This window comes from Albibacterium sp., from assembly GCF_035514885.1.
Lineage (GTDB): Bacteria > Bacteroidota > Bacteroidia > Sphingobacteriales > Sphingobacteriaceae > Albibacterium.
Genome location: NZ_DATJCH010000010.1, coordinates 13,440 through 34,235 on the forward strand (window position 1 = coordinate 13,440; position 20,796 = coordinate 34,235).

A 20,796-nucleotide genomic window follows, 5' to 3' on the forward strand; every position below is an offset into this window, starting at 1 on the left:
AATCAAGGTTGGATGCCGAACAGGAAAGCCTTATTTTACGAAGCTAATTTCTTCGATCATTGACTTAATTTGTGTGAGTTGTTGAAAAATTAAATCAATTATAAGATATGTAATGAAACATCGGGTCTGTGTAATAGAAGTATGTGTAAGTGCCTAAAAATTATAAATATTATGAAAAGAAATTACAAAAGATTTGTAGGACGGCAGCAGCCATTGTCATGTGTGTTTGACTCATTTCAAGAAAGCTTGTAGCACTTTATATAAATTATCTTCAGTATATGATCAAGAAATATAATACCCTGCTTATTATTCTTACATCCATGCTTTTCTTTTCTTGCGCAAGCAATTCGGTTACTATTCAAGATGGTGATTATCCGGAAGGTGCAGAACAGGTGCAATTTAAGGAGATTGGCCAGTCTCTAGACTCTCTCAAGCTCATAGCAGAAATTGACATATTTGATGGATCGAAAATTCCCGTAGGGGTTATCGTTGATATGGAAGAGATTGGTGATATGCTTTACTTTGCTGACAGCAAACAAAGCGTGATTCATGTTATCGATAAAGAAACCCTGAAATATAAAACTTCAATCGGAGGGCCAGGACCTGATCAACTATTTAAGATATTCAGTCTGTATGTCTCTGATAACAACCTTCTAGTCGGCAATTCCCAAGGACCGAATCTGTTGAAGACTTTCAGTTCAAACGGGGATTTCCTCATGAGCTATCCTAATAATGACCCACCACTTTGGTTCATATCAATGAATATCAATGATTCATTTATATCAGATTCTGTTGCTTATGTAACTAATATGTTTGCGGATAAAGGAAGGAAAATAATCAGATATGACCTGCGCGGTGGCGAGGCCAATAAAATCGACGAAATTGTCCCTGTAACAGATCTTCATGCCGAATTGGATTCCGCAATTTCAGCAAAAATAATAACAAATATGTCGGTTTTGAAAAGTAATGTTCTTGATTCTTTATTCTATGTTCTTCCGACTAATAAATATCTTATCAATAGTTATAATATGAAAGGAGAGAAAGTAAGCTCGATAGATCTGAGAGGAGGAATCCCTCAAATCAATAAAGCGTATTTGATCATGAAGAAATTACCTTTCAGTTCTTTATTTATGTCGGCTGTTATTGATGATCGAGACAATATCTACTTTCATATTGCTGAATTTGAAGGTGTTGAGGTAGATGATTCTGCGGATGTAATGGATGCTAAAATAGCCAATACAAAAGCAAAATTGAATTTGGTTTCCGTAAATTTAATGGATAAAACTTATCGAATATTCAAGACCGAATCACGAAGTGTGTCACCTTTAAAAATTATTGACGATAAGCTTTGGTGTTTTGATTCTATGAACTCACAATTATTAGTATACCAATTTCCAAATAAATGAGATAGTAATGATTAAAGGAAATTGCTGCTATTTAATTATATGTGATTATGAATTAATTTCTGTAACGGATTACTTTGTAAAGTTGACTTCATATCATCTTTATCCACACAGTATTTTATTATAGTTTAAAAAGAACTAAAACAGGATTATCATTATTTTCAAAACTCTTAATCAAATGGTAACTATCTGAAGTAAAACTGTTTGGTCTATCTGGATATTGATCTAAATAACTCTTATTACTTGAAAGAAATTGATTAGGAACAACACTTACAAAATAATCGTCATAAATTGCAGCGACCACCATATCGCTGATAATTCTTGGGGTTTGAGCGTTACAACTAACACACGAAGAAAACGTGTAGGTTTTGTTTTTTTTGTGGTAAAAAAGCACCCATGTTTTGCCCTCTAAGTTAAAAGAACAGGTAAAGTATTTCGAATTTTCAAAGTAATTACTGATATGCCAACCTTCATCAATTAAGGTGGGACTCATAAAGAAATAGTCCGGATTCTTTCTTAGTTCTTCGCTAAGGGCCCTTTTTCCAAAGTCAATAAAATATTTCGCTTTAAGTTGCAATCCATCTTTGGAAATCTCATAGATGGTATCGCTCAAGTCCTCACTAAACAAAATATTTTCTGAATTGGTTAATGCAAACGAGTTTAAAAACGATATCTTCTTGTGAGATCCCCGATGACCTTCAAAAGGTAAAAGAGGGTGAACAACATTATTCATATTCATCACCAGTGTGCCTGTTGGTATAGTTTCTATCGAAATAGGATGAAAGGTGATTACCTTGGAACTATCAACAATAGCTAGGTTTTTTGAAAAATGATCCAGCTTATTTACTTCAATAAACTTCCCCTCGATGTCATATTTGAAAATGGAATTTCGCGTTATATCTAACGCATAAATCGTTCCTTTTTCATCAATATCAAAGTCAATTATACTAGAATATTCACCTGGACCTTTACCGGGATATTGCACCTTAGTCAGATATTTCCCATTGATGTCAAAGATGAAAATGGCTTTTGAAGTTTTATCGAGAATTAAACATTTATTATTAAAAAAAAGTATCTTGTCTATCCGGCTAACCAAGCTTTCTTTTTTTGTTTCCAGCTTAATATATTTATGCTCTTGCACCAAATCTATCAAAGCATCGTCTTCTCTTTCATCATTTGGTTGAACGGAAATTTTAATTAAATTTTTGTTCACGACACCAGGGTTATTTTGTAAAGCGCAACTAGTCAAAAGCAATAAAAAAACAACCAGATTTTGAAATTTTTGTTTCATAGGTAAATACTTAACTTGTGGTTATGCACAGCAGAATATTCCTGCGTAGCTAATACTCATATCTGTAACTATTCCTGTAGGACAATCTTTACCAATATAAATAACAGAATAAGTTGTATAAATTGTAGTTTCAATTTCGAATTCTTTCATTTTAATTTGACCAATTGCTGTATTATTACTTTCTATTGTATTTTTCTTATAGCCCTTAAACTGTAGATCAGGTACATGTTCAATGATAATAAAATAAAAAGCACTAAGAATTGAGAGAAAGTTAATATTCTTTTACTTTAAAGTAGCCCATAACAAAATAGGATTATTGTTTTCCAAACCTCTTGATTTTAAGTCCGTTAAGATTTTTAAATTTTCAGAAATTTTAGAATCTGTTGATGATATGGTTTTATCTTTGATTAGATTTTCGATATAATCTATATTATTAGGAATCAACGAGGGGTCGAAGACACTTAGCAAAATATTGTCTTTTATGAAAATTGGAGATGGAAAGAAAATATAATTTATATCATTGAGCAATGAATAGTTAAAAAAAACCTCCTTAGATTTTTTATTATAGAAGCAACTATATTGGATCGAATTATAAGTAAAAGAGAAGTAAACTATATTCTTCTGCTCCATGAAATTTTTGATTCCTGTAGCATATTTATTCTTAATAAGAATGTCATTTGCCTGCGTAGGATTTTTAAGAATGGTTTTCAAATCCTCCGTTCTAATTTTATTTTCCCCAAAATTAACATAATATTTTTTATTCAGAAGCTTAGGGCGATGCGAGTAGACGGTGTCGTTATATGGCCTTGTAATTATCATTTCTTTATTGTACTTGGAAAAAATATTATCTCTTATTCTTGAACCAATATCTAGATTTGTCTCAAAATATCTTTCTTCGATCTCTCCAGTTTTATCCTCCACTACCAAACTATGTTCTACTTCTATGGAAGGATTATCTCTAAAAAGATAGTAAAAATTGTCGTTTACTTCAAAATTATCTGCAGAAAACTTCGAGTTGATTTCTCCAATAAAGTCACCGTTTAAGTCATACTTAATAAACTTCCTTGAACCATTATCATAAATTACTAAATTCTTATTATTTTCATCTACAGAAAAATCCGTTAAATCAATATGCTCCTTTGGACCTCTTCCTGAAAAACCTATATTCTTGATAAAATGACCAGAAAAGTCAAACATTAGAATGCTTTCGTTGTTTAGTTCATCCTGAATGAAAATTCTATTTTCGAAGAATTCTATTTTTTTTATTTTTCCTATAATACAAGATTTGTTAAATTCAAGCGGAATAATTTTAACATCATTGATGAATTTAGATAGACGAAGTTCTTCAAGGTCATTTAGGTTAGTTAGATGTATAATGGTATATGAGTCATTTTCACTTTGCTCGTCTAAGTTGGTGCAACTAAAGATTCCAAGGGAAATTAATATAAGTATTACACGTAAGCCTTTTCCTTTTATGGTCATGTTTTTCTTCTGTTTCATTTCTTTATTATTTAAAAGTTTAACAATACCTTAAGTCGCAAAACCAAATGTACCAAAAATACACGCTTAAATTAAAACCACATGTACCACTATTGATTATATTTGATTTGACATTTAAAACCTAAAAACTAATGAAATTTATCGAATTAACTCAATACGATACTGAAAAACTAGTGAATGTAAATTTTGAAAATATGCGTACTTTTAACCTATAGAGAGCTACTCTTTGACGAAAAGCTTGATCATTCTGATTTTTCAATTATGAAAAGCAATGTGAAGAAAAAATAAAAAGGTTAGAAGCGTCGCTCATAGAGGTGAAGGGGATCAAATCGAACACCATGAGTATTGATAATATACTTATAGAAGCAATAGAGGCACTTTCCAAGCTGAAATATTTATATGAAGAGGATAATGCTTTGACCAAAAAAGAGGTGCTAGGTTCGATATATCGTGAAAAATTGAGATTTGACGGAAAAGAATATTGAACCCCAAGACTTAACGAAGTGACGCACCTTATCTATTAGATTAACAAGAAGTTACGAGTAAATAAAAACGGGAAAAATCGTAAGCCATTACGTCTTTCCCGTGCAGTACTGAAGGCGGGAATCGAACCCGCACTCGCTTTAGGGCGAACAGGATTTTAAGTCCTGCGTGTCTACCAGTTCCACCACTTCAGCATGTTTAGTATTCCTACTTAACATATTACGTCTCTTAAACGTAAAATCCCTTGCTATAAGGGATTTGTGGAGCGAAAGACGAGGTTCGAACTCGCGACCTCAACCTTGGCAAGGTTGCGCTCTACCAACTGAGCTACTTTCGCTTATTGTTTTTGTTTTGGTGAATGCAAATATAGGCAGATTTGTCTTTTTGTCAAGCCTTTTTTAAAAAAAAAGTATACTTTTGTTATAAGTCGTTGCTATTCAGGATATCAAAAATCAAATCTTTCTCAAAACCTCTACTTATAGCGTATTGAGCAAGTTTCATTTTTCGTTTATAGGGTTCTTTTTCACTTAAAACGCGCGCTTTCTTCTCAATAATATGAGTAAGTGTACTAAAATATTCATCAGGGTCAATTGTATTTAAGGCTTCGTTTATTAAACGGGGAGGGATTCTTTTAAATTTTAATCCATTGGCTATTTTAATTTTTCCCCATTGTTTTATTTTGAATTTTCCAGATGTATAAGCATGGGTGAATCGTTCTTCATTTAAAAAGTTCTCTGCTATTAAATCGACAATGATATTTTCTACATCAGCAGGATATTGTCCCCATTTATATAATTTATCTCTTATTTCTTGTTGTGAACGCTCTTGATAGGCGCAGAAGTTTTCTGCACGTTTTTTTGCTTGAAGTTTAGTTAAGCGAGTTTCTTTCTGCTTTTCTTGGTCGAACATTTGATAAAATTGATAAATTTTTCTTCTTAACCCAAAAATTGATGAAATTCGTTGCATAATGAATAGACTGACCTATACTATACTTGATATAGCAACAATTATTACTGACCATAAATTGCTTAGAAATGAGAATGATGATATTCGATATTTAATCTATGATAGCAGGAAGGTAAATGACCCTAAACATTCTTTGTTCTTTGCTTTGAAGGGGAATAAGGATGGACATAGTTTTGTTGATGTAGTATATAATTTAGGGGTAAGGAATTTTGTTGTTGCAGATGGCTTTGTTCCCGTAAAGGATTATATTGATGCAAACTTTCTATATGTAGAAGATACGCTTGTTGCATTGCAAACACTGGCTAAGTATCATCGTAAACAGTTCAATTATCCTGTTATCGCAATTACAGGTAGTAATGGTAAGACGGTGGTTAAGGAGTGGCTAAATCAGCTACTTGCTATCGACTTTAATATCGTTCGGAGCCCTAAAAGTTATAATTCTCAGATTGGTGTAGCTCTTTCATTGTGGCAACTAAGTTCAGATAATGATTTGGCTATAATTGAAGCGGGGATTAGTAAGGTTGGTGAGATGGATAAATTAAGAGAAATGATTCAGCCGACTGTAGGTATTCTGACTAATATAGGACCAGCACACAGTGATGGTTTTAGAAGTACAGAGGAGAAAATAGTTGAGAAATTGAAACTGTTTAAAGGAGCGGATAGATTAATTTATTCACCTAAATATATCTCAGCAGCAACGTTGATTCCAGAGGGCTCTCAACTGTTTACATGGGGCTTCGATGATACAGATCTTAAAGTATTAAGAAAAGAGCAAGATAAAGGCTTCCTGACAGTATATGCTGAGTTTAAAAAAAATGAGATAAGTATTGAGATACCATTTAACGATGAGGCTTCTATTGAGAATGCAATAATATGCTGGTCAGTAATGTTAAGCATGAATTATTCTCAGGAAATTATTCGGAAGCGGATGAAGGCTCTTCTTGCTGTTGAAATGCGATTGGAGTTAAAAAATGGAGTTAACAATTGTTCTATTATTGACGATTCATATAGTTGCGATATTGCATCTCTAACTATAGCTCTTAATTTCTTACAGCAGCAAAATCAGCATAAAAAACGCACTTTAATTTTATCGGACATTCCTGGTGTTGAGAAGGATAAGTTGTCTATATATGAGACGGTTGCTTTGTTGTTGAAAAGTAATTCAATCGATGGATTTATTGGCATTGGAAAAGATATAAGTAGTTTCTCAAGCTTGTTTTCTAAAAGCGCAATATTCTACAACTCTACGGAAGATTTTATTAAGGCTTTACCTGGTATGAACTTTCATGATGAGACCATCTTGTTAAAAGGTGCCAGATCTTTTTATTTTGAAAAGATTAGTAAACTTTTGACCTTAAAAACACATGATACTTCTCTTGAGATTAACTTAAACGCTTTAGAATATAATCTTAACTATTATAAAAGGAAGCTAGATAACCAAACTAAGTTAATGGTAATGGTTAAAGCTTTCTCATACGGCAGCGGTAGTTTTGAGATTGCCAATTTATTGCAATTTAATAGGGTAGATTATTTGGCAGTTGCCTATCCGGATGAGGGTATTGCTTTGAGAGTTTCAGGTATAAAATCACCGATTATGGTTATGAGTCCCGACCTGCTTTCTTTTGAAGCGATTATTGATAATTATCTAGAGCCCGAGATTTTCTCACTTGATCTTCTTCGGTCTTTGATTGGCTTATTGGAGGATCGAGGGATCAAAGAATATCCAATTCATATAAAGATTGAAACAGGAATGCATCGACTAGGGTTTGAAGCACAGGATTTTAATGAACTGATTGAAATAGTTTCAACAAATAACTCGGTTAAAATTGCAAGTGTATTTTCGCATTTAGCTGCTTCGGGTTCTCCCAAACATGATGACTTTACCCGAGAGCAAATAGCTAAACTGAAAATGTTTACTAATGAATTGAAAGAAATCCTGCCTTATTCGTTTCTTGTTCATATATCAAATACTGCAGCTATTGAGCGTTGGCCTGAAGCAAGATTTGATATGGTGCGTTTAGGAATTGGCTTATATGGTGTGGGTTCTTTAAGTGAAGGCTTATTAGAAACGGTGGCTACCTTAAAAACGAGTGTTTCGCAAATTAAACATATAAAGAAGGGAGAAACGGTTGGTTATAATCGGAATGGGGTTTTAGAAGATGGAGGGACGATTGCCACGGTAAAAATTGGATATGCCGATGGTTTCAGCAGACGTTTTGGAAATGGTGTGGGGAAATTGTTGATTAAGGGAAAATTGGTGCCGACAGTAGGCGATATCTGTATGGACATGTGCATGGTCGATGTAACAGATATGCCTGTGAAGGTTGGAGATGAGGTTGTTGTATTTGGAAAGGAACCTACTGTAGAGAGTCTGGCAGCATCTATTGAAACTATTCCATATGAAATTATGACGGGTATATCACAACGTGTTAAGCGGATTTATTTTTATGAATAGTTCTTGTAATTAGCCATTAATGATTTTCTATCTTTGTTAAAATCAATGTTTCGATGATAAAAGTAGTTTTGCGCAGAATATTTAATTACTTGGTTAAAGGAACGATCGTTCTTTTACCCCTTGCCGGCGCAGCATTTTTGATATACTGGTTGTTTTCCAGCCTGGATGCGGCATTGAATTTAAGTACTTGGATGTTTATGGACGAGTTTGGGAATCCAATATATGTTCCGGGACTGGGAATTATAAGCGTTTTGATTATTTTGATCTTTGTAGGCTTTTTGATAACAAATTTTGTGACTGAACCGATCTATAATTGGTTTGGCAGAATTATAAATAAGGTTCCTCTTTTCAATACGCTTTATACCTCTTTGAAGGATTTTACTGAAGCATTTGTTGGTGATGCTAAAAAGTTTAATGAACCTGTTATGGTTGAGTTTAATGATACAGGTTTAAAGCGAATTGGATTCTTAACTCAGCGCGATTTGTCTAAAATAGGCTTAGAAGGAGAGGTTATGGTTTATTTTCCATATGCTTATTCATTCGCCGGTCAGGTTGCTATTGCAAAGGCTGAAAAGGTAACAAAATTGAATATTAGTGCAACGGATGCTATGAAGCTGGTAGTTTCTGGTGGCGTTAGCGGTTTGGAATAGATTAATCGCGTTCTGCAAATATTACGGATAACCTATCATTGTCTGTTCTGCAAAAGAATATAAAATTATTATTGTTCTCTTCGATCCTGTGTTTCTTTCGAAGACTTTCTACGTTTAGCGGGAAGTTTTTAGAAATAACGTTTGCAGCTAGCTTTACTTTTGTTTTTTTGAATTCTTTATACTCGAGTGTCTCCTTTACTTTAAAGACTCTTCCTGGGAAAGATTCAATTCTGTTGTTTGATGTATATAAATGCGTGTTTGTATTTAACTTATCAAGCATATAACGTTGTGCTATTAGCTTAAAACCGCCTGCTTTCAAAATTGCAACATCCGGGTCATATAGATACTGCTGAGGTTCTCCTATTTGAAAGGTGGACTCCTTCTCTTCAGTTTCTAGAAATGAAAATGAAGAGTCATCACCTTCGTTTAGGATTGTAGCATGAATCACTGGAACACCATTGAAATTTTTTTCTAAAACAAAGAGTAACTCTTTACAATCATTTTTGAAACTGATAATATGTACCTCTTTTACGTGCTTTAACTGTGATATACTTAAGGAAATATCTAATAAAGGAGATGTTTTAATAATTATCTGTTGGCTTTTTTCAAGCAATTCATCTTGATGCTGTATGATATTTGGTTCGCAATCATCTAGTCTAAAGACCTTCCGGGTGTTAACGCGACGAGATGGATCAATAAAGACTGTGTGGTAAAAAGAGCTATTCCGGATTATATATTCGATTCCATTTTCATTTATAAAATGGATGTTATTTCTCCCCATTTGTTTAGCATTATATGCCGCAATCTGAGAAAGAATGGGGTTGATTTCACAATGAACTAATGATTTTGCTCTTAATGAGAAATAGAAAGCATCAATTCCAAACCCTCCGGTCAGATCAATTACAGTTTCGTTTTCAGGTATGAGTTTGCTTTTATAAAACGCAGTTGTTTCTGAAGATGCCTGTTCAATAGAGATAGTAGGAGGATAGTAAATAGAATCAGTTTCAAACCACAAGGGAAGTTTTTTCTTTGCTTTTTGTCGAGATTCTATTTGAGTGGCTAATTCTGAGCTACTCACCTTTTCGAATGGACTCTTTGCCAAAGCAATCTTCTTAGGGTCTTCGTGTATATTTTTTAATAGAAAGCGTTGTACCGCTGATGTTAATATTTCGCGGTTCATAAATTAATTTATTGCTTTATTACGAATCAGCATTTGACAGGTATAGGAGTTTTTTACTTCTAAAATAATTTCTTTATTTACTAATACCCTGTCAATAGTATCTTGATTGTAATAACGTATTGTTGCTAATTCAAGGTTTTCTTTATAGGAGACTTTAAAATCTTTATTTAATTCTTCAATAAGTTTTGGGATTTTTTCAGAATCATTATCTACGCTAACGGAGAAGTTGATTGCACTGTTGTGCATCATATTAATCTTCACTTTATATTTATAAAAGAGACTGAAAATCTGGCTTAAGTTGTCTTCGAGGATAAAAGAAAAATCTTTTGGTAAGATATTAATCAGGACTTGATCTATCTTGAAAATGAACGAAGGGATGGATAAGCGGTCTTTGGTTTTCCGGATAACGGTACCCACATTATTTGTATCGATAAAAGATCGTACATTGAGTATGATCCCTTTGTTTTCTAAGGGTTTTATTGTTTTTGGATGTATAATGCTGGCACCGTAGTAACTTAATTCTATGGCATCTACATAGGATAATTCAGGTATAAGCTCTGTAGAGTTAAACCACTTAGGATCGGCATTTAAAACGCCGGGAACATCTTTCCAGATAGTGACCGATTCGGCATTTAGGCAGGCGGCGAAAACTGCAGCCGAATAATCAGATCCCTCTCTACCCAAGGTTGTGGTAAAGTTTTCAGACGTTCCGCCTAGAAAGCCTTGAGTTATCGGGATATAGTTTTCTAATAGTTTAGGGATATCTTGTTGGATAGACTCTTCCGTTTTTACCCAATCGATATTTCCTTCTCTATATGTGTTATCTGTGTGAATATAGTTTCTAACATCTAGCCATTTTGTTGGAATATTCTGCTGTTGTAAATAAGCACTTACAATTTTAGTAGAAACCATTTCGCCAATGGAGACTATCTGATCGTATAGATAATCGTATTCGTCTTGTGGTTCTTCTTCAATTATCCAATCAATCTCAACAAAAGTGTTAGCTACATCATCGAATATAGGATTGGATTTATCATGGAATAGTTCTTCTATAATTTTATAATGATAGTTTTTTATTTCATCGAATATCTTATGTAGATCATCAGTTTGATTAAAATATGCATTTAATAGACCTTCAAGCCTGTTTGTGGTTTTGTCCATTGCTGAAACAATAACTAGCAGACTGTCGTTTTTATAGGTTTCAATTATTTTGGCGAGGTTTTTTATGCTCTCAGCATTTTTAACTGATGCACCTCCAAATTTAAATACTTGCATTTTTCTTGTTTAGCTTATTTAATTCCAAGCATTTCTTTTGCCTCTGGAGTTAGCATGTTGTTTATTTTGTTATAAGGAATTTCAAGTCTGGTTACTCCTTCTGCATAAGCTTTGATTTCGTATATATTATAAAGGAATAAGATGCTGTTTTTTTGCAACAGGAAGTTATTGTTTAAAGAGAATTGTCCGTCTTCAAAAAAGTAATTAGGAAAGGAGTTTTGAATGCTGTCAATTCCCTCATCTTTTTTGAAAATTTCTTCTGCTATAAGTGTTAATGAATCCATTTTGTTGTCAAGAATAATATCTTGAATGGTTATTTCCTTTTTAGAATTGAGATTGAAATTGCTGTATATAATTCCATGATTTCCATGAGCGCCACCCATAAAATCTTCATAGTTGACCTGTATACCAAGATAGGTTTTGTGATTTTCTACAACAGTTGCTTTTAGTTGTTTGTACCAAGGCCAAGGGCTGCTATAATCTAGTTTTTGATAGTCTTCATACTCTTTTATAAACCCCTGTCCCGCCTCCTCCATTGAATTGTATTGCATGTCGGGATTATCGTTGAAGTTGATTAAGTTTTTAATGTAGCTATTTATCGTATCATTCTGAAAGAGAGGGTAAGTAGCTTCAAAAAAGGTTTTATCTTGAACAGAATCTATGGCTTTACTTTCAAGCTTGCTTTCCAGGTAAAACTTTTCTATTGTATATGTTAATGTATCCGGTTTGAGATCTGCCGAAGTGCTATTTTCATTGTTGTTTGAATTGCATGCAGCTAAAAAGATTAGAGCAATTGCAGTTATATAGAAAGATAATTTGCGCATAAAAATGTTATTTAGTGATTAGTGATAGAGCCATTTAGCCAACCTTTGTCAAACTCTGCCTTATACTTTCTGTAAAAGTTTAAGGCTGGTTCATTCCAATCGAGCACCTGCCAAACTAAACCAGAATATCCATTGTCTTTACTTACTTGTAAGACTTTCTCGAAAAGTAGTTTGCCAAAACCTTTGCCTCTATGTTTGTCTGTTACAATGATATCTTCCAAATAGATTCTCCGTCCTTTCCAGGTGGAGTACCTAATATAATAAAGAGCCATTCCTTCTATATTTCCGTCTACTTCAGTTACATATGCTTCCCAAACTGGGTTGGCACCGAATCCTGCTTCCTCGAACTCTTCTAAACTTACAGTTACTTCTTGAGGAGCTTTTTCATACTCGGCCAACTCTTTTACTAATTCTAGCAGGCGAGCACAATCTTTTTTCTGTGCTTTACGTAGTTGAGGATTCATTCTTTTAATTTTTGCTATAATCCCGCTCTCCGAAAATTAAACTTCCAATACGCACCATTGTACTGCCTTCTTCAAGAGCTATTTTATAATCTGATGACATGCCCATGGATAACTCCTTAAACGAATCCTCTTTTCTGAAAAAGCTTTCTTTTATCCCGGAAAATAAAACCTTTAGATCATGAAATTCTTCCTTTACCATTTTGATGTTGGGAGTGTTTGAAGCAATACCCATTAATCCGATGATCCGAATGTTTTTCATTGCTTGATATTCTTCTGATCTCAGCAGTTCGATGGTATCTGCATAATCCAGTCCGGCTTTTGTGTCCTCATCTGAAATTTGAATTTGAAGAAGACAATCAATAACTCGTTTGGCTTTTAATGCTTGTTTATTTATTTCTTGCAAGAGTTTTAAGCTATCTACCGAGTGAATTAAGCCAATATAAGGTGCGATGTATTTTACTTTGTTTCTTTGTAAGCTTCCAATTTGATGCCAAATGATATCATTTGGGAGTTTATCATGTTTTTCATTTAACTCTTGAACCTGATTTTCTCCGAAATGCCGCTGTCCTTCATTGTATACTTCTAAAATCTCTTCAATTGATTTTGTTTTTGAAACTGCAATTAGTTGTGCATCATGATTTTCTAACTCTTTGTTAATACTTTGTAGCCTTTCAAAAGTGTTCATGTGATTATATATTTGTGCCCGGACAGCGTAATTATTTGTATTTTTGTTGCTAATTTAAGAAATGCAACGGTTTTTAGGAATTTTACTTTTTTTCATTTTTATAGTTGGCTGTAAATCAGACCGACCAGATTATATTATAAAAGAGAAGGAGATGGCTGGTTTACTGAGAGATTTACATCTGATAGATGGGTACTTGAATACCCTGCCATCTGATTCTGTTCAGCGCCTATCTGCTAATTTAATTGAAGGAGTTTATCAGCATTATCATGTTGATTCAATGATTGTTCGTGAAAGTTTAGAATACTACTCAAAACAACCTCAAGTCCTCAATCGTATTTACTTAAAGGTGGATGCTGAATTAAAGGATATGGCAGTTGTTGCTCAAGAGGTTAGCAGGAAGGCTCAGAGAGAAATATTTGTTAAGGATTCTATTAGAAGTGCCCATGTGGCTGATAGTTTGTTGAGATTGAAGAATGATTCGATAAGATCTAAAGTAATGAAGCATTTGCTTTATTGGAAAGACTCTGATTCTGTAGATCTAAAACCTAAATCCTGGTCATGGGAGGAGCGTAGCAGGCTTCTTGAAAAGTTAAAACTTACTAATTGATATTTTAACAATGATCTACCCTGAAAATGCAGCTGAAAAGTTAGGTTTTAGTGAGATTAAGTCACTCATTAAAAGCAGATGTTTGAGTACCATGGGAAAAGACATGGTAGATAAAATTCAACCGATGCATCAATTTGGTCAGATTGACAAGTTCTTAAGACAAACAAAGGAACTTAAGGAAATACTTGTTAATGATGCTCCATTGCCGATTGATCATTTATATCCAATAAAAAATTTAGTTGAAAAAATACGCGTTGAAGGCTCCTTTCTTTCAGAAGAAGAGTTTTATCAGGTATCTCTGTCTCTAAAGACAGTTTTCGCGGTTATTCATTATTTCCAAGAGAGGGAAGGCCAATACGAGGCTCTAGAAGCTTTGTTTGAACATTTGCCTGTAGAGAAGAGGATTGTTAAAGATATTGATAATGTAATTGATCAGCATGGGAAGATGAAACCGAGTGCTTCTCCTAAATTACAGGACATATACGCTAGCATTTCACGTGCTGAACGCGAAGCCCGTAAGAGAATGGATTCTCTTTTCAAAAATGCACAAGATGCAGGGTGGACTGCTGATGGAAGTTTAACAATACGGGACGGTCGTTTGTGTATTCCGATTTTGGCTGAAAATAAGAGGAAGATCAAAGGTTTTATTCATGATGAATCATCTACCGGACAAACTGTTTATCTTGAGCCGGAAGAGGTGTTTCAATTGAACAATCAATTGAGAGACCTGGAGTTTGATAAACGAAGGGAAAAAATAAGAATTCTGATTGAATTAACTACTCAATTAAGACCGTATACTACTGTTCTAATATCTTATCACGGATTATTAAGTAAGCTCGATTTTGTTCGTGCAAAGGCTTTGTTTGCTATCGATATTGAGGCTGAGATGCCTGAACTTGATAATAATCCTTCTTTGAGTTTAAGAAATGCAAGACACCCACTTCTGTTTCTGAATCATAGAAAAGAAGGTCTGACCGTTGTGCCTTTATATGTAAATATTGATGAGAAACAGCGCATCGTTGTTGTTTCTGGACCTAATGCCGGTGGTAAATCAGTTTGTATGAAAACCATTGGTTTATTGCAAATTATGGTTCAGTCAGGTTTGCTTATACCTGCAGACCCTACTTCTAAGATGGGAGTGTTTAAATCGATTTTTGCAGATATTGGGGATGATCAGTCTATTGAGAGTGATCTTAGTACGTATAGTGCCCATCTTTCTAAGATGCGCTATTTTATAGAGAATTCAGGAGGGAAGACACTTGTCTTGATTGATGAGTTTGGTGCCGGGACTGATCCGCAATTCGGTGGACCGATTGCTGAAGCGGTATTGGAGAGCCTTAATAAAAAGAGAGCGCGAGGAGTAATAACTACCCACTATTCGAATTTAAAACTTTTTGCTAACTCTACCGAAGGTATTGAAAATGCATCGATGTTATTTGATAATGTAGTTATGAAACCCCGGTACATTCTTGAAATAGGGAAGCCGGGAAGTTCTTATGCCTTTGAAATAGCTCATAAAATTGGTCTTCCTGATGATGTTTTGAATAATGCAAAACAGAAAATTGGTGTTCAACAGAAGAAAGTTGATCTTCTGTTAGTAGATCTGGAGCGTGAAAAGAAAGAAGTTTTTGAAGCAAGACGGAATTTTCAAAAGAGAGAGAGTCAGCTTGCTAAGCTCGTTGAAGAGAACGAGTCTATGAAAACCTATCTTGAGGAGAATAAAAAAACGCTTTTGAAGCAGGCTAAATTGGAAGCACAAGAAGTGCTTCGGAATGCTAATAAGTTGGTTGAGAATACAATTTCTGAGATTAAGGAAGCCAATGCAGATAAGGATAAAACCAAGGAGCTTAGAAAAGTATTAAAGACTGAACTGGATAAGAACTTAGTGAAGGCTTCTAAACCTGTTAAGACTGAAAAAAATGAAGATTTTCAGGTGGGCGATTGGGTTAAGATAAGTGATACAGGAACGATTGCACAGATTATGGAAATAGCTAAAGATAACCTTATTTTGGCTATGGGAGACTTGCGTTCTGTGATAAAAAGAAACCGTGTTGAGAAAACTACCAGAAAGGATGTTCCTAAAGCTTTAAGGAAGTTGCACGGTACTGATATGACTGATAGTATTGCTAGCTTTAGTCCGGAGATCGATGTTCGAGGGATGAGGACGGAAGCTGCTATTTATGATATTGAAAGATATTTAGATAAAGCAATTATGATGAGCTTCCCTTCATTGAAGATTATTCATGGTAAAGGAAATGGTATTCTCCGTAAAATGATCAGGGATTATTTGCGAAAATACAAGGAGGTTGATAGGATGGAGGATGAACACGCTGATCGTGGCGGAGATGGAATCACTTATGTCTATTTTAGTTAATTCGATTCGACTTCTTATAATCCATCTTTGAAATAGTGATATCTTGAAAAAATATTATAACTTGTTTAAAATTAATTTCAATTAATAAAACAAATGATTAATAAAGTTGTAGAGGGTGCTGAAGAGGCCTTGTTGGGGCTTCAAAATGGTATGACTATAATGTTGGGAGGGTTTGGGCTTTGTGGTATTCCGGAGAATTGTATAGCTGCTATCGTTAAAAAGGGAATAAGCGATTTAACGTGTATATCTAATAATGCAGGAGTCGATGATTATGGAATTGGGTTGATGCTAAAGGGTCGTCAGGTAAAAAAGATGATTGCTTCCTATGTAGGTGAGAATGCAGAATTCGAACGTCAATTATTGAATGGTGAACTGGAAGTAGAATTAGTTCCACAGGGTACTTTAGCGACACGTTGTATGGCTGCAGGTTATGGAATGCCAGCTATTTTTACTCCTGCGGGTGTAGGGACGGAAGTTGCTGAAGGAAAAGAATCTCGTATATTTAATGGAAAGGAGTATCTAATGGAATTAGCTTTTGATGCTGATTTTGCAATTGTGAAAGCATGGAAAGGAGATACTGCAGGAAATTTAATTTTTCGTTTGACGGCCAGGAATTTTAATCCAATCATGGCCATGGCCGGTAAGATTACTGTTGCTGAGGTTGAAGAGTTGGTTCCTGCTGGTGAACTGGATCCGGATCAAATTCATACTCCTGGAATATTTGTTCATCGTATTTTTCAAGGCGAGAAATATGAGAAGCGAATAGAGCAAAGGACTTTTAGATAAAACAGGTTTTTAGAATGTTAGATAAAACGGGTATTGCAAAACGTATTGCAAAAGAGATAAGAGACGGTTATTATATAAATTTAGGTATTGGTATTCCGACTCTTGTTGCCAATTTTATTCCAGAAGGTATTAATGTAGTTCTTCAATCTGAGAATGGTTTATTAGGAATTGGGCCTTTTCCGGTTAAAGGTAATGAGGATCCTGATTTAATTAATGCAGGAAAACAAACGATAACTACTATGACAGGATCAGTAGCTTTTGATTCTGCAGTAAGTTTTGGGATGATTCGTAGTCAAAAAGTTGATTTAACTATTCTGGGTGCAATGGAAGTTTCGGAATATGGAGATATAGCGAGTTGGAAAATTCCTGGTAAAATGGTTAAAGGAATGGGAGGAGCTATGGATTTAGTAGCATCAGCTAAAAATATTATTGTAGCTATGCAGCATGTAAATAAAGATGGTCAGAGTAAGTTGCTATCGAAGTGTTCTTTGCCTTTGACTGGGAGCAAATGTATAAGTAAAGTGGTGACGGAAATGGGGGTGTTTGAGATAGACAAGGAGCAGGGTGGATTTATATTGATTGAAAGAGCTCCTGGCGTCAGTGTTGATGTAATCCGTAATGCTACTCTTGGTAAATTAATAGTAATTGGTGAGATTCCTGAGATGTGTTTTTAAAAGAAAGCTTGCCTTAAATAAGTAGAAATTTCTTTACTGATAATATCAATGTCTTCTTCATTCTCAATATTGTTATCTATAACTTGATTGCAACTTTCTTTGAAGGGTAGTAGGTATTTATGATACGCCGGAATAACATGATTATTCCATTTATATAAGACTTCTTCTTCGTTATATCCTCTTTCTATAAAATCTCTTTTTAGTCTTCTTTTTAAGGCTGTCTTTTCATCAGTGTACATAAATATGCGATGATCTATCAATGTATTGATTTCGTTGTAATGAAAAATAAACAGACCTTCTATTATAAGTATAGGGGCGGGTTTGATTTCCAGAGTTTTTGACTTAAGTAGCGGATTGTTGAAAGTATATTCTTCTTTTGTAACCGTTCTTCCTTCTATCAGTGATTTAATATCGTTATAAAAAGAATCTTTATTGAATGCAGACGGTAGATCGAAGTTATAAAGTTTGTTTTCTTCTTTCGTCTTGGTATTTGCCGGGATATAATAGTTATCTAAAGATATAAAAGACGCTTCACCTGGGTTAAAGTGTTTAAGAAAGCAGTTCAGAAAATAGGTTTTCCCAGAACCACTGTTTCCAGCAATACCGATTATATATGGTTTCTGATTAAATCTTTCTGTCATTTTAATTGACTGGTACACCGTAACTGATATCTATTAAGAAGCGTTTGTCTAATATTCCTAATAAATCTGCAGTTGATTTTGATATAACTATTACTGCATCACGCGTGTTGTTGTTATCTGTGTACTTACCTACGATTTTTGCAAAGGTTGTTTTATGTGTCATAGGATTGGTTATTTTAACCACTGTGCCAACGGGAGCAGTTTTATGAAGTGCCAGCATATTCCCTTCATTGGCGTTTAATCCATCCATCCAGACACCTATTCCTTTTTCATCAACTTGCCTTAATCCGTAACGATTCGATGGCAGAGGAAGGGACATTGATGGTTCTTCAATGATTTCCGTTTCATTAATATCTTCTGGTTCATCAGCTATTTCAGTGATCGACTCTCCTTGGGGAATATTGATTGTTTGACCTGCTTTGATATCCTGTTCGTTCTTTAACTTATTTTCTTTTACGATTTCAGCAATCGAAACTTGGAATCTTTTTGAAATAGTATATAAGGTTTCTCCTGCTCCTACTTTATATTGGATGTTCTGATCTTGAGTGTCTGGTTCAGGGTTTTGGCTGGAAGAAGTAGCAGATGTAGTGATAAAAGCACGGTTAGTCGGTATCTTGATCAGATCGCCAATTTTGAGTGACTTATTATTGTTGAATGCTATGATGTCTTTGGGTTGAACCTGATATTGTCGGGAAAGAGAATAATAGCTCTCCTTGGCTATTACACGATGCAATATAACTTGTTTTCCATTATTATTTTCTACACCTATTGAATCAATGGCAGCAGAGGAAGCATATGAAGCTTTTGCAAGTATTAAGAATAAAACCAATATAAACCCTTTACTTATATACTTAATATTCATGTTAATTGTGTGTTGTGAATTAGATGGATCTAATTGCTATTAAGAACGTCTTATATAATTGTTTTTGTATTTAGTTTCTTCAAATAATTATTAAGAATTTGCAGTGTTCCTGTTTCTGTTTAAAAGAAATGGTTTATGTTGTGGTTATAACGCACGATTTAGTGTATATTTATAATCACAATATTTATTATAATGGGCAAAATTAATAATTAAAACTATACTTTATGGATTCTCAAACACTAAAAAGGTTTTGTTCATTACTCATAGGTGTGGTTTCTTTGATATGCATTTTTACAGGGAACAGTATAGCGCAAGAAAAGCCAACGTCAGTTTATCGGTTTTCTATTCGTGAAGAGATTAATGCATCTGCATGGAGAACTACTCAGCAAGCTTATTTAAAGGCAGAGACTGCGAATGTGGATGCTATCCTCATAGAGATGAACACTTTTGGAGGCTTGGTTAACTTTGCAGATTCAATTCGGAGTAAGATATTAGATTCTCCAATAAAAACCATTGTTTATATAAATCATAATGCAGCATCTGCAGGAGCTTTGATTTCCTTAGCTAGCGATAAGATATATATGGCAAAAGGATCGAGTATAGGGGCGGCTAGCGTGGTTGATGGACAAGGGGAGGTTATGCCTGAGAAATATCAATCTTATATGCGGGCTTTGATGCGCGCAACAGCCGAGGCTACTAACCGAGACCCAAAGATAGCAGAAGCATTTGTAGACCCGGATATTGATGTACCAGAATTGAAAGAAAAAGGCAAATTACTTAGTCTTACTTCTGGAGAAGCTCTTAAAGCGGGCATTGCTGATGGAGAGGTGAGTAGTATAAATGAAATATTAGAGCATGAAGGTCTAGAAAATGCTGTTTTAATAGATCATCAAATTACGTGGGTTGATTCGGTTATTGGTTTTTTAACTAATCCAGCAGTTCAGGGGTTTTTGATAGTTTTAATTATGGGAGGGATTTATTTTGAGATTTCTTCTCCTGGAATTGGACTTCCATTTATCGTTGCATTAGTTTCTGGTTTACTTTATTTCACTCCATTATATATTGAAGGATTTGCTGCTAATTGGGAGATATTGTTATTTATTGTTGGAGTGATATTGTTAGCTTTAGAAATATTTGTCATACCTGGGTTTGGAATTGCAGGCATTGCGGGGATTGCGTTTATCATTTGTAGCTTTGCTTTTAGTATGGTGCCAAATGATGCTTTTGATTTTTCATTAACTGAACCAAACTTATTATTTAGATCATTTATGTTGGTAGTTATTTCGATTGTTGGAGCTATTGTCTTATCTGTTATTTTCGGCAGGAGCATTTTAAAAACCAGGGCATTTAAAAGGTTGGTTTTACAGGATGAACAGAATTCCTCAAAAGGATATGTTTCTTCGGTAGTAGATTTTTCATTAATTGATAAGGATGGTGTGGCACGGACGGATTTACGCCCGTCTGGTAAGGTTGAGATAGACGGGAAATGGTATGATGCAGTAGCTTTAGGCGGATATATAGCTAAAGGAACAATGGTAAAGGTAGAAAAACATGAAAATTATAATTTATTTGTCCGACAAAAGTTTGAAGTACCCAGCTAATCTTTTGCCTTAATTTGTTAACAATTAACCAGTTGTTATCGGGTGGTAATTTTCAATCAAAATTTTTATCAATAA

20 protein-coding genes and 2 tRNA genes are annotated in these 20,796 nt (G+C 34.4%); 9 read left to right on the forward strand and 13 right to left on the reverse strand.

Annotated features, from left to right (window positions below; translation table 11 throughout):
- Positions 1-278 precede the first annotated feature (278 nt).
- A complete protein-coding gene (locus tag VL047_RS02740; RefSeq protein WP_325358280.1) occupies positions 279-1,406 on the forward strand; it encodes a hypothetical protein in 1,128 nt (375 codons plus the stop codon).
- 118 nt (positions 1,407-1,524) lie between these two features.
- Here the strand turns inward: VL047_RS02740 and VL047_RS02745 are convergent, their stop codons facing one another.
- From VL047_RS02745 to VL047_RS02755, 3 genes are all read right to left on the reverse strand, one after another.
- The gene (locus tag VL047_RS02745; protein WP_325358282.1) at positions 1,525-2,694 is read right to left on the reverse strand and encodes a 6-bladed beta-propeller; all 1,170 of its coding nucleotides are present in this window, start codon (positions 2,692-2,694) and stop codon (positions 1,525-1,527) included.
- Positions 2,695-2,715: 21 nt separating this feature from the next.
- Positions 2,716-2,844, reverse strand: a complete 129-nt coding sequence (locus VL047_RS02750; protein WP_325358284.1) for a hypothetical protein — start codon at positions 2,842-2,844, stop codon at positions 2,716-2,718.
- Between the two features lie 132 nt (positions 2,845-2,976).
- Entirely contained in the window at positions 2,977-4,194 is a 1,218-nt protein-coding gene (locus VL047_RS02755; protein WP_325358286.1) for a 6-bladed beta-propeller, read from the reverse strand.
- Positions 4,195-4,532: 338 nt separating this feature from the next.
- On the opposite strand from VL047_RS02755, the gene VL047_RS02760 reads away from it, so the two are divergent.
- Complete coding sequence (locus VL047_RS02760) at positions 4,533-4,679, forward strand: hypothetical protein (RefSeq protein ID WP_325358288.1); 147 nt, start codon at positions 4,533-4,535, stop codon at positions 4,677-4,679.
- Positions 4,680-4,785: 106 nt separating this feature from the next.
- Here the strand turns inward: VL047_RS02760 and VL047_RS02765 are convergent.
- The 3 genes from VL047_RS02765 to VL047_RS02775 all read right to left on the reverse strand — a co-directional run bounded on the left by VL047_RS02765 (position 4,786) and on the right by VL047_RS02775 (position 5,586).
- Positions 4,786-4,871, reverse strand: a tRNA-Leu gene (locus tag VL047_RS02765).
- Positions 4,872-4,938: 67 nt separating this feature from the next.
- Positions 4,939-5,014 (reverse strand) — tRNA-Gly (locus tag VL047_RS02770).
- A gap of 83 nt (positions 5,015-5,097) precedes the next feature.
- The gene (locus VL047_RS02775; protein ID WP_325358290.1) at positions 5,098-5,586 is read right to left on the reverse strand and encodes a regulatory protein RecX; all 489 of its coding nucleotides are present in this window, start codon (positions 5,584-5,586) and stop codon (positions 5,098-5,100) included.
- A 58-nt stretch (positions 5,587-5,644) separates the two neighbouring features.
- Here VL047_RS02775 and VL047_RS02780 point away from each other — a divergent pair, with 58 nt between their 5' ends.
- Together VL047_RS02780 and VL047_RS02785 are read left to right on the forward strand one after the other, a co-directional pair.
- Positions 5,645-8,098, forward strand: coding sequence for a bifunctional UDP-N-acetylmuramoyl-tripeptide:D-alanyl-D-alanine ligase/alanine racemase (locus VL047_RS02780; protein ID WP_325358291.1), 2,454 nt, complete (start codon positions 5,645-5,647; stop codon positions 8,096-8,098).
- 53 nt (positions 8,099-8,151) lie between these two features.
- A complete protein-coding gene (locus VL047_RS02785; RefSeq protein ID WP_325358293.1) occupies positions 8,152-8,748 on the forward strand; it encodes a DUF502 domain-containing protein in 597 nt (198 codons plus the stop codon).
- A gap of 1 nt (position 8,749) precedes the next feature.
- Here VL047_RS02785 and VL047_RS02790 read toward each other — a convergent pair whose 3' ends face one another.
- The 5 genes from VL047_RS02790 to VL047_RS02810 are packed head-to-tail and all read right to left on the reverse strand — an operon-like array spanning position 8,750 to position 13,176.
- Positions 8,750-9,928, reverse strand: a complete 1,179-nt coding sequence (locus VL047_RS02790) for a class I SAM-dependent methyltransferase (RefSeq protein ID WP_325358295.1) — start codon at positions 9,926-9,928, stop codon at positions 8,750-8,752.
- A 3-nt stretch (positions 9,929-9,931) separates the two neighbouring features.
- Complete coding sequence (locus VL047_RS02795) at positions 9,932-11,203, reverse strand: aspartate kinase (RefSeq protein ID WP_325358297.1); 1,272 nt, start codon at positions 11,201-11,203, stop codon at positions 9,932-9,934.
- A gap of 14 nt (positions 11,204-11,217) precedes the next feature.
- Positions 11,218-12,027, reverse strand: a complete 810-nt coding sequence (locus VL047_RS02800) for a DUF3298 and DUF4163 domain-containing protein (protein WP_325358299.1) — start codon at positions 12,025-12,027, stop codon at positions 11,218-11,220.
- Between the two features lie 11 nt (positions 12,028-12,038).
- Positions 12,039-12,491 carry a GNAT family N-acetyltransferase gene (locus VL047_RS02805; protein WP_325358301.1) on the reverse strand — a complete coding sequence of 151 codons (453 nt, stop codon included), beginning with the start codon at positions 12,489-12,491 and terminating at the stop codon, positions 12,039-12,041.
- Between the two features lie 4 nt (positions 12,492-12,495).
- On the reverse strand, positions 12,496-13,176 hold the full coding sequence (locus VL047_RS02810) for a YggS family pyridoxal phosphate-dependent enzyme (RefSeq protein ID WP_325358303.1): 681 nt from the start codon (positions 13,174-13,176) through the stop codon (positions 12,496-12,498).
- A 61-nt stretch (positions 13,177-13,237) separates the two neighbouring features.
- Between VL047_RS02810 and VL047_RS02815 the strand changes: the two genes are divergently transcribed.
- From VL047_RS02815 to VL047_RS02830, 4 genes are all read left to right on the forward strand, one after another.
- Positions 13,238-13,783, forward strand: coding sequence for a DUF4296 domain-containing protein (locus tag VL047_RS02815; RefSeq protein WP_325358305.1), 546 nt, complete (start codon positions 13,238-13,240; stop codon positions 13,781-13,783).
- Positions 13,784-13,793: 10 nt separating this feature from the next.
- On the forward strand, positions 13,794-16,157 hold the full coding sequence (locus VL047_RS02820) for an endonuclease MutS2 (RefSeq protein WP_325358307.1): 2,364 nt from the start codon (positions 13,794-13,796) through the stop codon (positions 16,155-16,157).
- Positions 16,158-16,250: 93 nt separating this feature from the next.
- Positions 16,251-16,943: a CoA transferase subunit A gene (locus VL047_RS02825; RefSeq protein WP_325358310.1), complete on the forward strand. Its 693-nt coding sequence runs from the start codon at positions 16,251-16,253 to the stop codon at positions 16,941-16,943.
- A gap of 14 nt (positions 16,944-16,957) precedes the next feature.
- Positions 16,958-17,617: a 3-oxoacid CoA-transferase subunit B gene (locus VL047_RS02830; protein WP_325358312.1), complete on the forward strand. Its 660-nt coding sequence runs from the start codon at positions 16,958-16,960 to the stop codon at positions 17,615-17,617.
- Here the strand turns inward: VL047_RS02830 and VL047_RS02835 are convergent.
- Together VL047_RS02835 and VL047_RS02840 are read right to left on the reverse strand one after the other, a co-directional pair.
- A complete protein-coding gene (locus VL047_RS02835) occupies positions 17,614-18,258 on the reverse strand; it encodes a uridine kinase (RefSeq protein ID WP_325358314.1) in 645 nt (214 codons plus the stop codon). The genes VL047_RS02830 and VL047_RS02835 overlap by 4 nt on opposite strands.
- Before the next feature lies 1 nt (position 18,259).
- Positions 18,260-19,120: a DPBB and LysM peptidoglycan-binding domain-containing protein gene (locus VL047_RS02840; RefSeq protein ID WP_325358315.1), complete on the reverse strand. Its 861-nt coding sequence runs from the start codon at positions 19,118-19,120 to the stop codon at positions 18,260-18,262.
- A 224-nt stretch (positions 19,121-19,344) separates the two neighbouring features.
- Here VL047_RS02840 and VL047_RS02845 point away from each other — a divergent pair, with 224 nt between their 5' ends.
- Positions 19,345-20,721, forward strand: a complete 1,377-nt coding sequence (locus tag VL047_RS02845) for an NfeD family protein (protein WP_325358318.1) — start codon at positions 19,345-19,347, stop codon at positions 20,719-20,721.
- Positions 20,722-20,796 lie beyond the last annotated feature (75 nt).

Coding starts and splice junctions, on each gene's coding strand:
- VL047_RS02750 (WP_325358284.1), bottom strand. CDS start 2,844: ATGAAAGAATTCGAAATTGAAACTACAATTTATACAACTTATTCTGTT.
- VL047_RS02780 (WP_325358291.1), top strand. CDS start 5,645: ATGAATAGACTGACCTATACTATACTTGATATAGCAACAATTATTACT.
- VL047_RS02815 (WP_325358305.1), top strand. CDS start 13,238: ATGCAACGGTTTTTAGGAATTTTACTTTTTTTCATTTTTATAGTTGGC.
- VL047_RS02840 (WP_325358315.1), bottom strand. CDS start 19,120: ATGAATATTAAGTATATAAGTAAAGGGTTTATATTGGTTTTATTCTTA.
- VL047_RS02745 (WP_325358282.1), bottom strand. CDS start 2,694: ATGAAACAAAAATTTCAAAATCTGGTTGTTTTTTTATTGCTTTTGACT.
- VL047_RS02845 (WP_325358318.1), top strand. CDS start 19,345: ATGGATTCTCAAACACTAAAAAGGTTTTGTTCATTACTCATAGGTGTG.
- VL047_RS02785 (WP_325358293.1), top strand. CDS start 8,152: ATGATAAAAGTAGTTTTGCGCAGAATATTTAATTACTTGGTTAAAGGA.
- VL047_RS02795 (WP_325358297.1), bottom strand. CDS start 11,203: ATGCAAGTATTTAAATTTGGAGGTGCATCAGTTAAAAATGCTGAGAGC.
- VL047_RS02790 (WP_325358295.1), bottom strand. CDS start 9,928: ATGAACCGCGAAATATTAACATCAGCGGTACAACGCTTTCTATTAAAA.
- VL047_RS02820 (WP_325358307.1), top strand. CDS start 13,794: ATGATCTACCCTGAAAATGCAGCTGAAAAGTTAGGTTTTAGTGAGATT.
- VL047_RS02805 (WP_325358301.1), bottom strand. CDS start 12,491: ATGAATCCTCAACTACGTAAAGCACAGAAAAAAGATTGTGCTCGCCTG.
- VL047_RS02835 (WP_325358314.1), bottom strand. CDS start 18,258: ATGACAGAAAGATTTAATCAGAAACCATATATAATCGGTATTGCTGGA.
- VL047_RS02825 (WP_325358310.1), top strand. CDS start 16,251: ATGATTAATAAAGTTGTAGAGGGTGCTGAAGAGGCCTTGTTGGGGCTT.
- VL047_RS02830 (WP_325358312.1), top strand. CDS start 16,958: ATGTTAGATAAAACGGGTATTGCAAAACGTATTGCAAAAGAGATAAGA.
- VL047_RS02740 (WP_325358280.1), top strand. CDS start 279: ATGATCAAGAAATATAATACCCTGCTTATTATTCTTACATCCATGCTT.
- VL047_RS02775 (WP_325358290.1), bottom strand. CDS start 5,586: ATGTTCGACCAAGAAAAGCAGAAAGAAACTCGCTTAACTAAACTTCAA.
- VL047_RS02755 (WP_325358286.1), bottom strand. CDS start 4,194: ATGAAACAGAAGAAAAACATGACCATAAAAGGAAAAGGCTTACGTGTA.
- VL047_RS02760 (WP_325358288.1), top strand. CDS start 4,533: ATGAGTATTGATAATATACTTATAGAAGCAATAGAGGCACTTTCCAAG.
- VL047_RS02800 (WP_325358299.1), bottom strand. CDS start 12,027: ATGCGCAAATTATCTTTCTATATAACTGCAATTGCTCTAATCTTTTTA.
- VL047_RS02810 (WP_325358303.1), bottom strand. CDS start 13,176: ATGAACACTTTTGAAAGGCTACAAAGTATTAACAAAGAGTTAGAAAAT.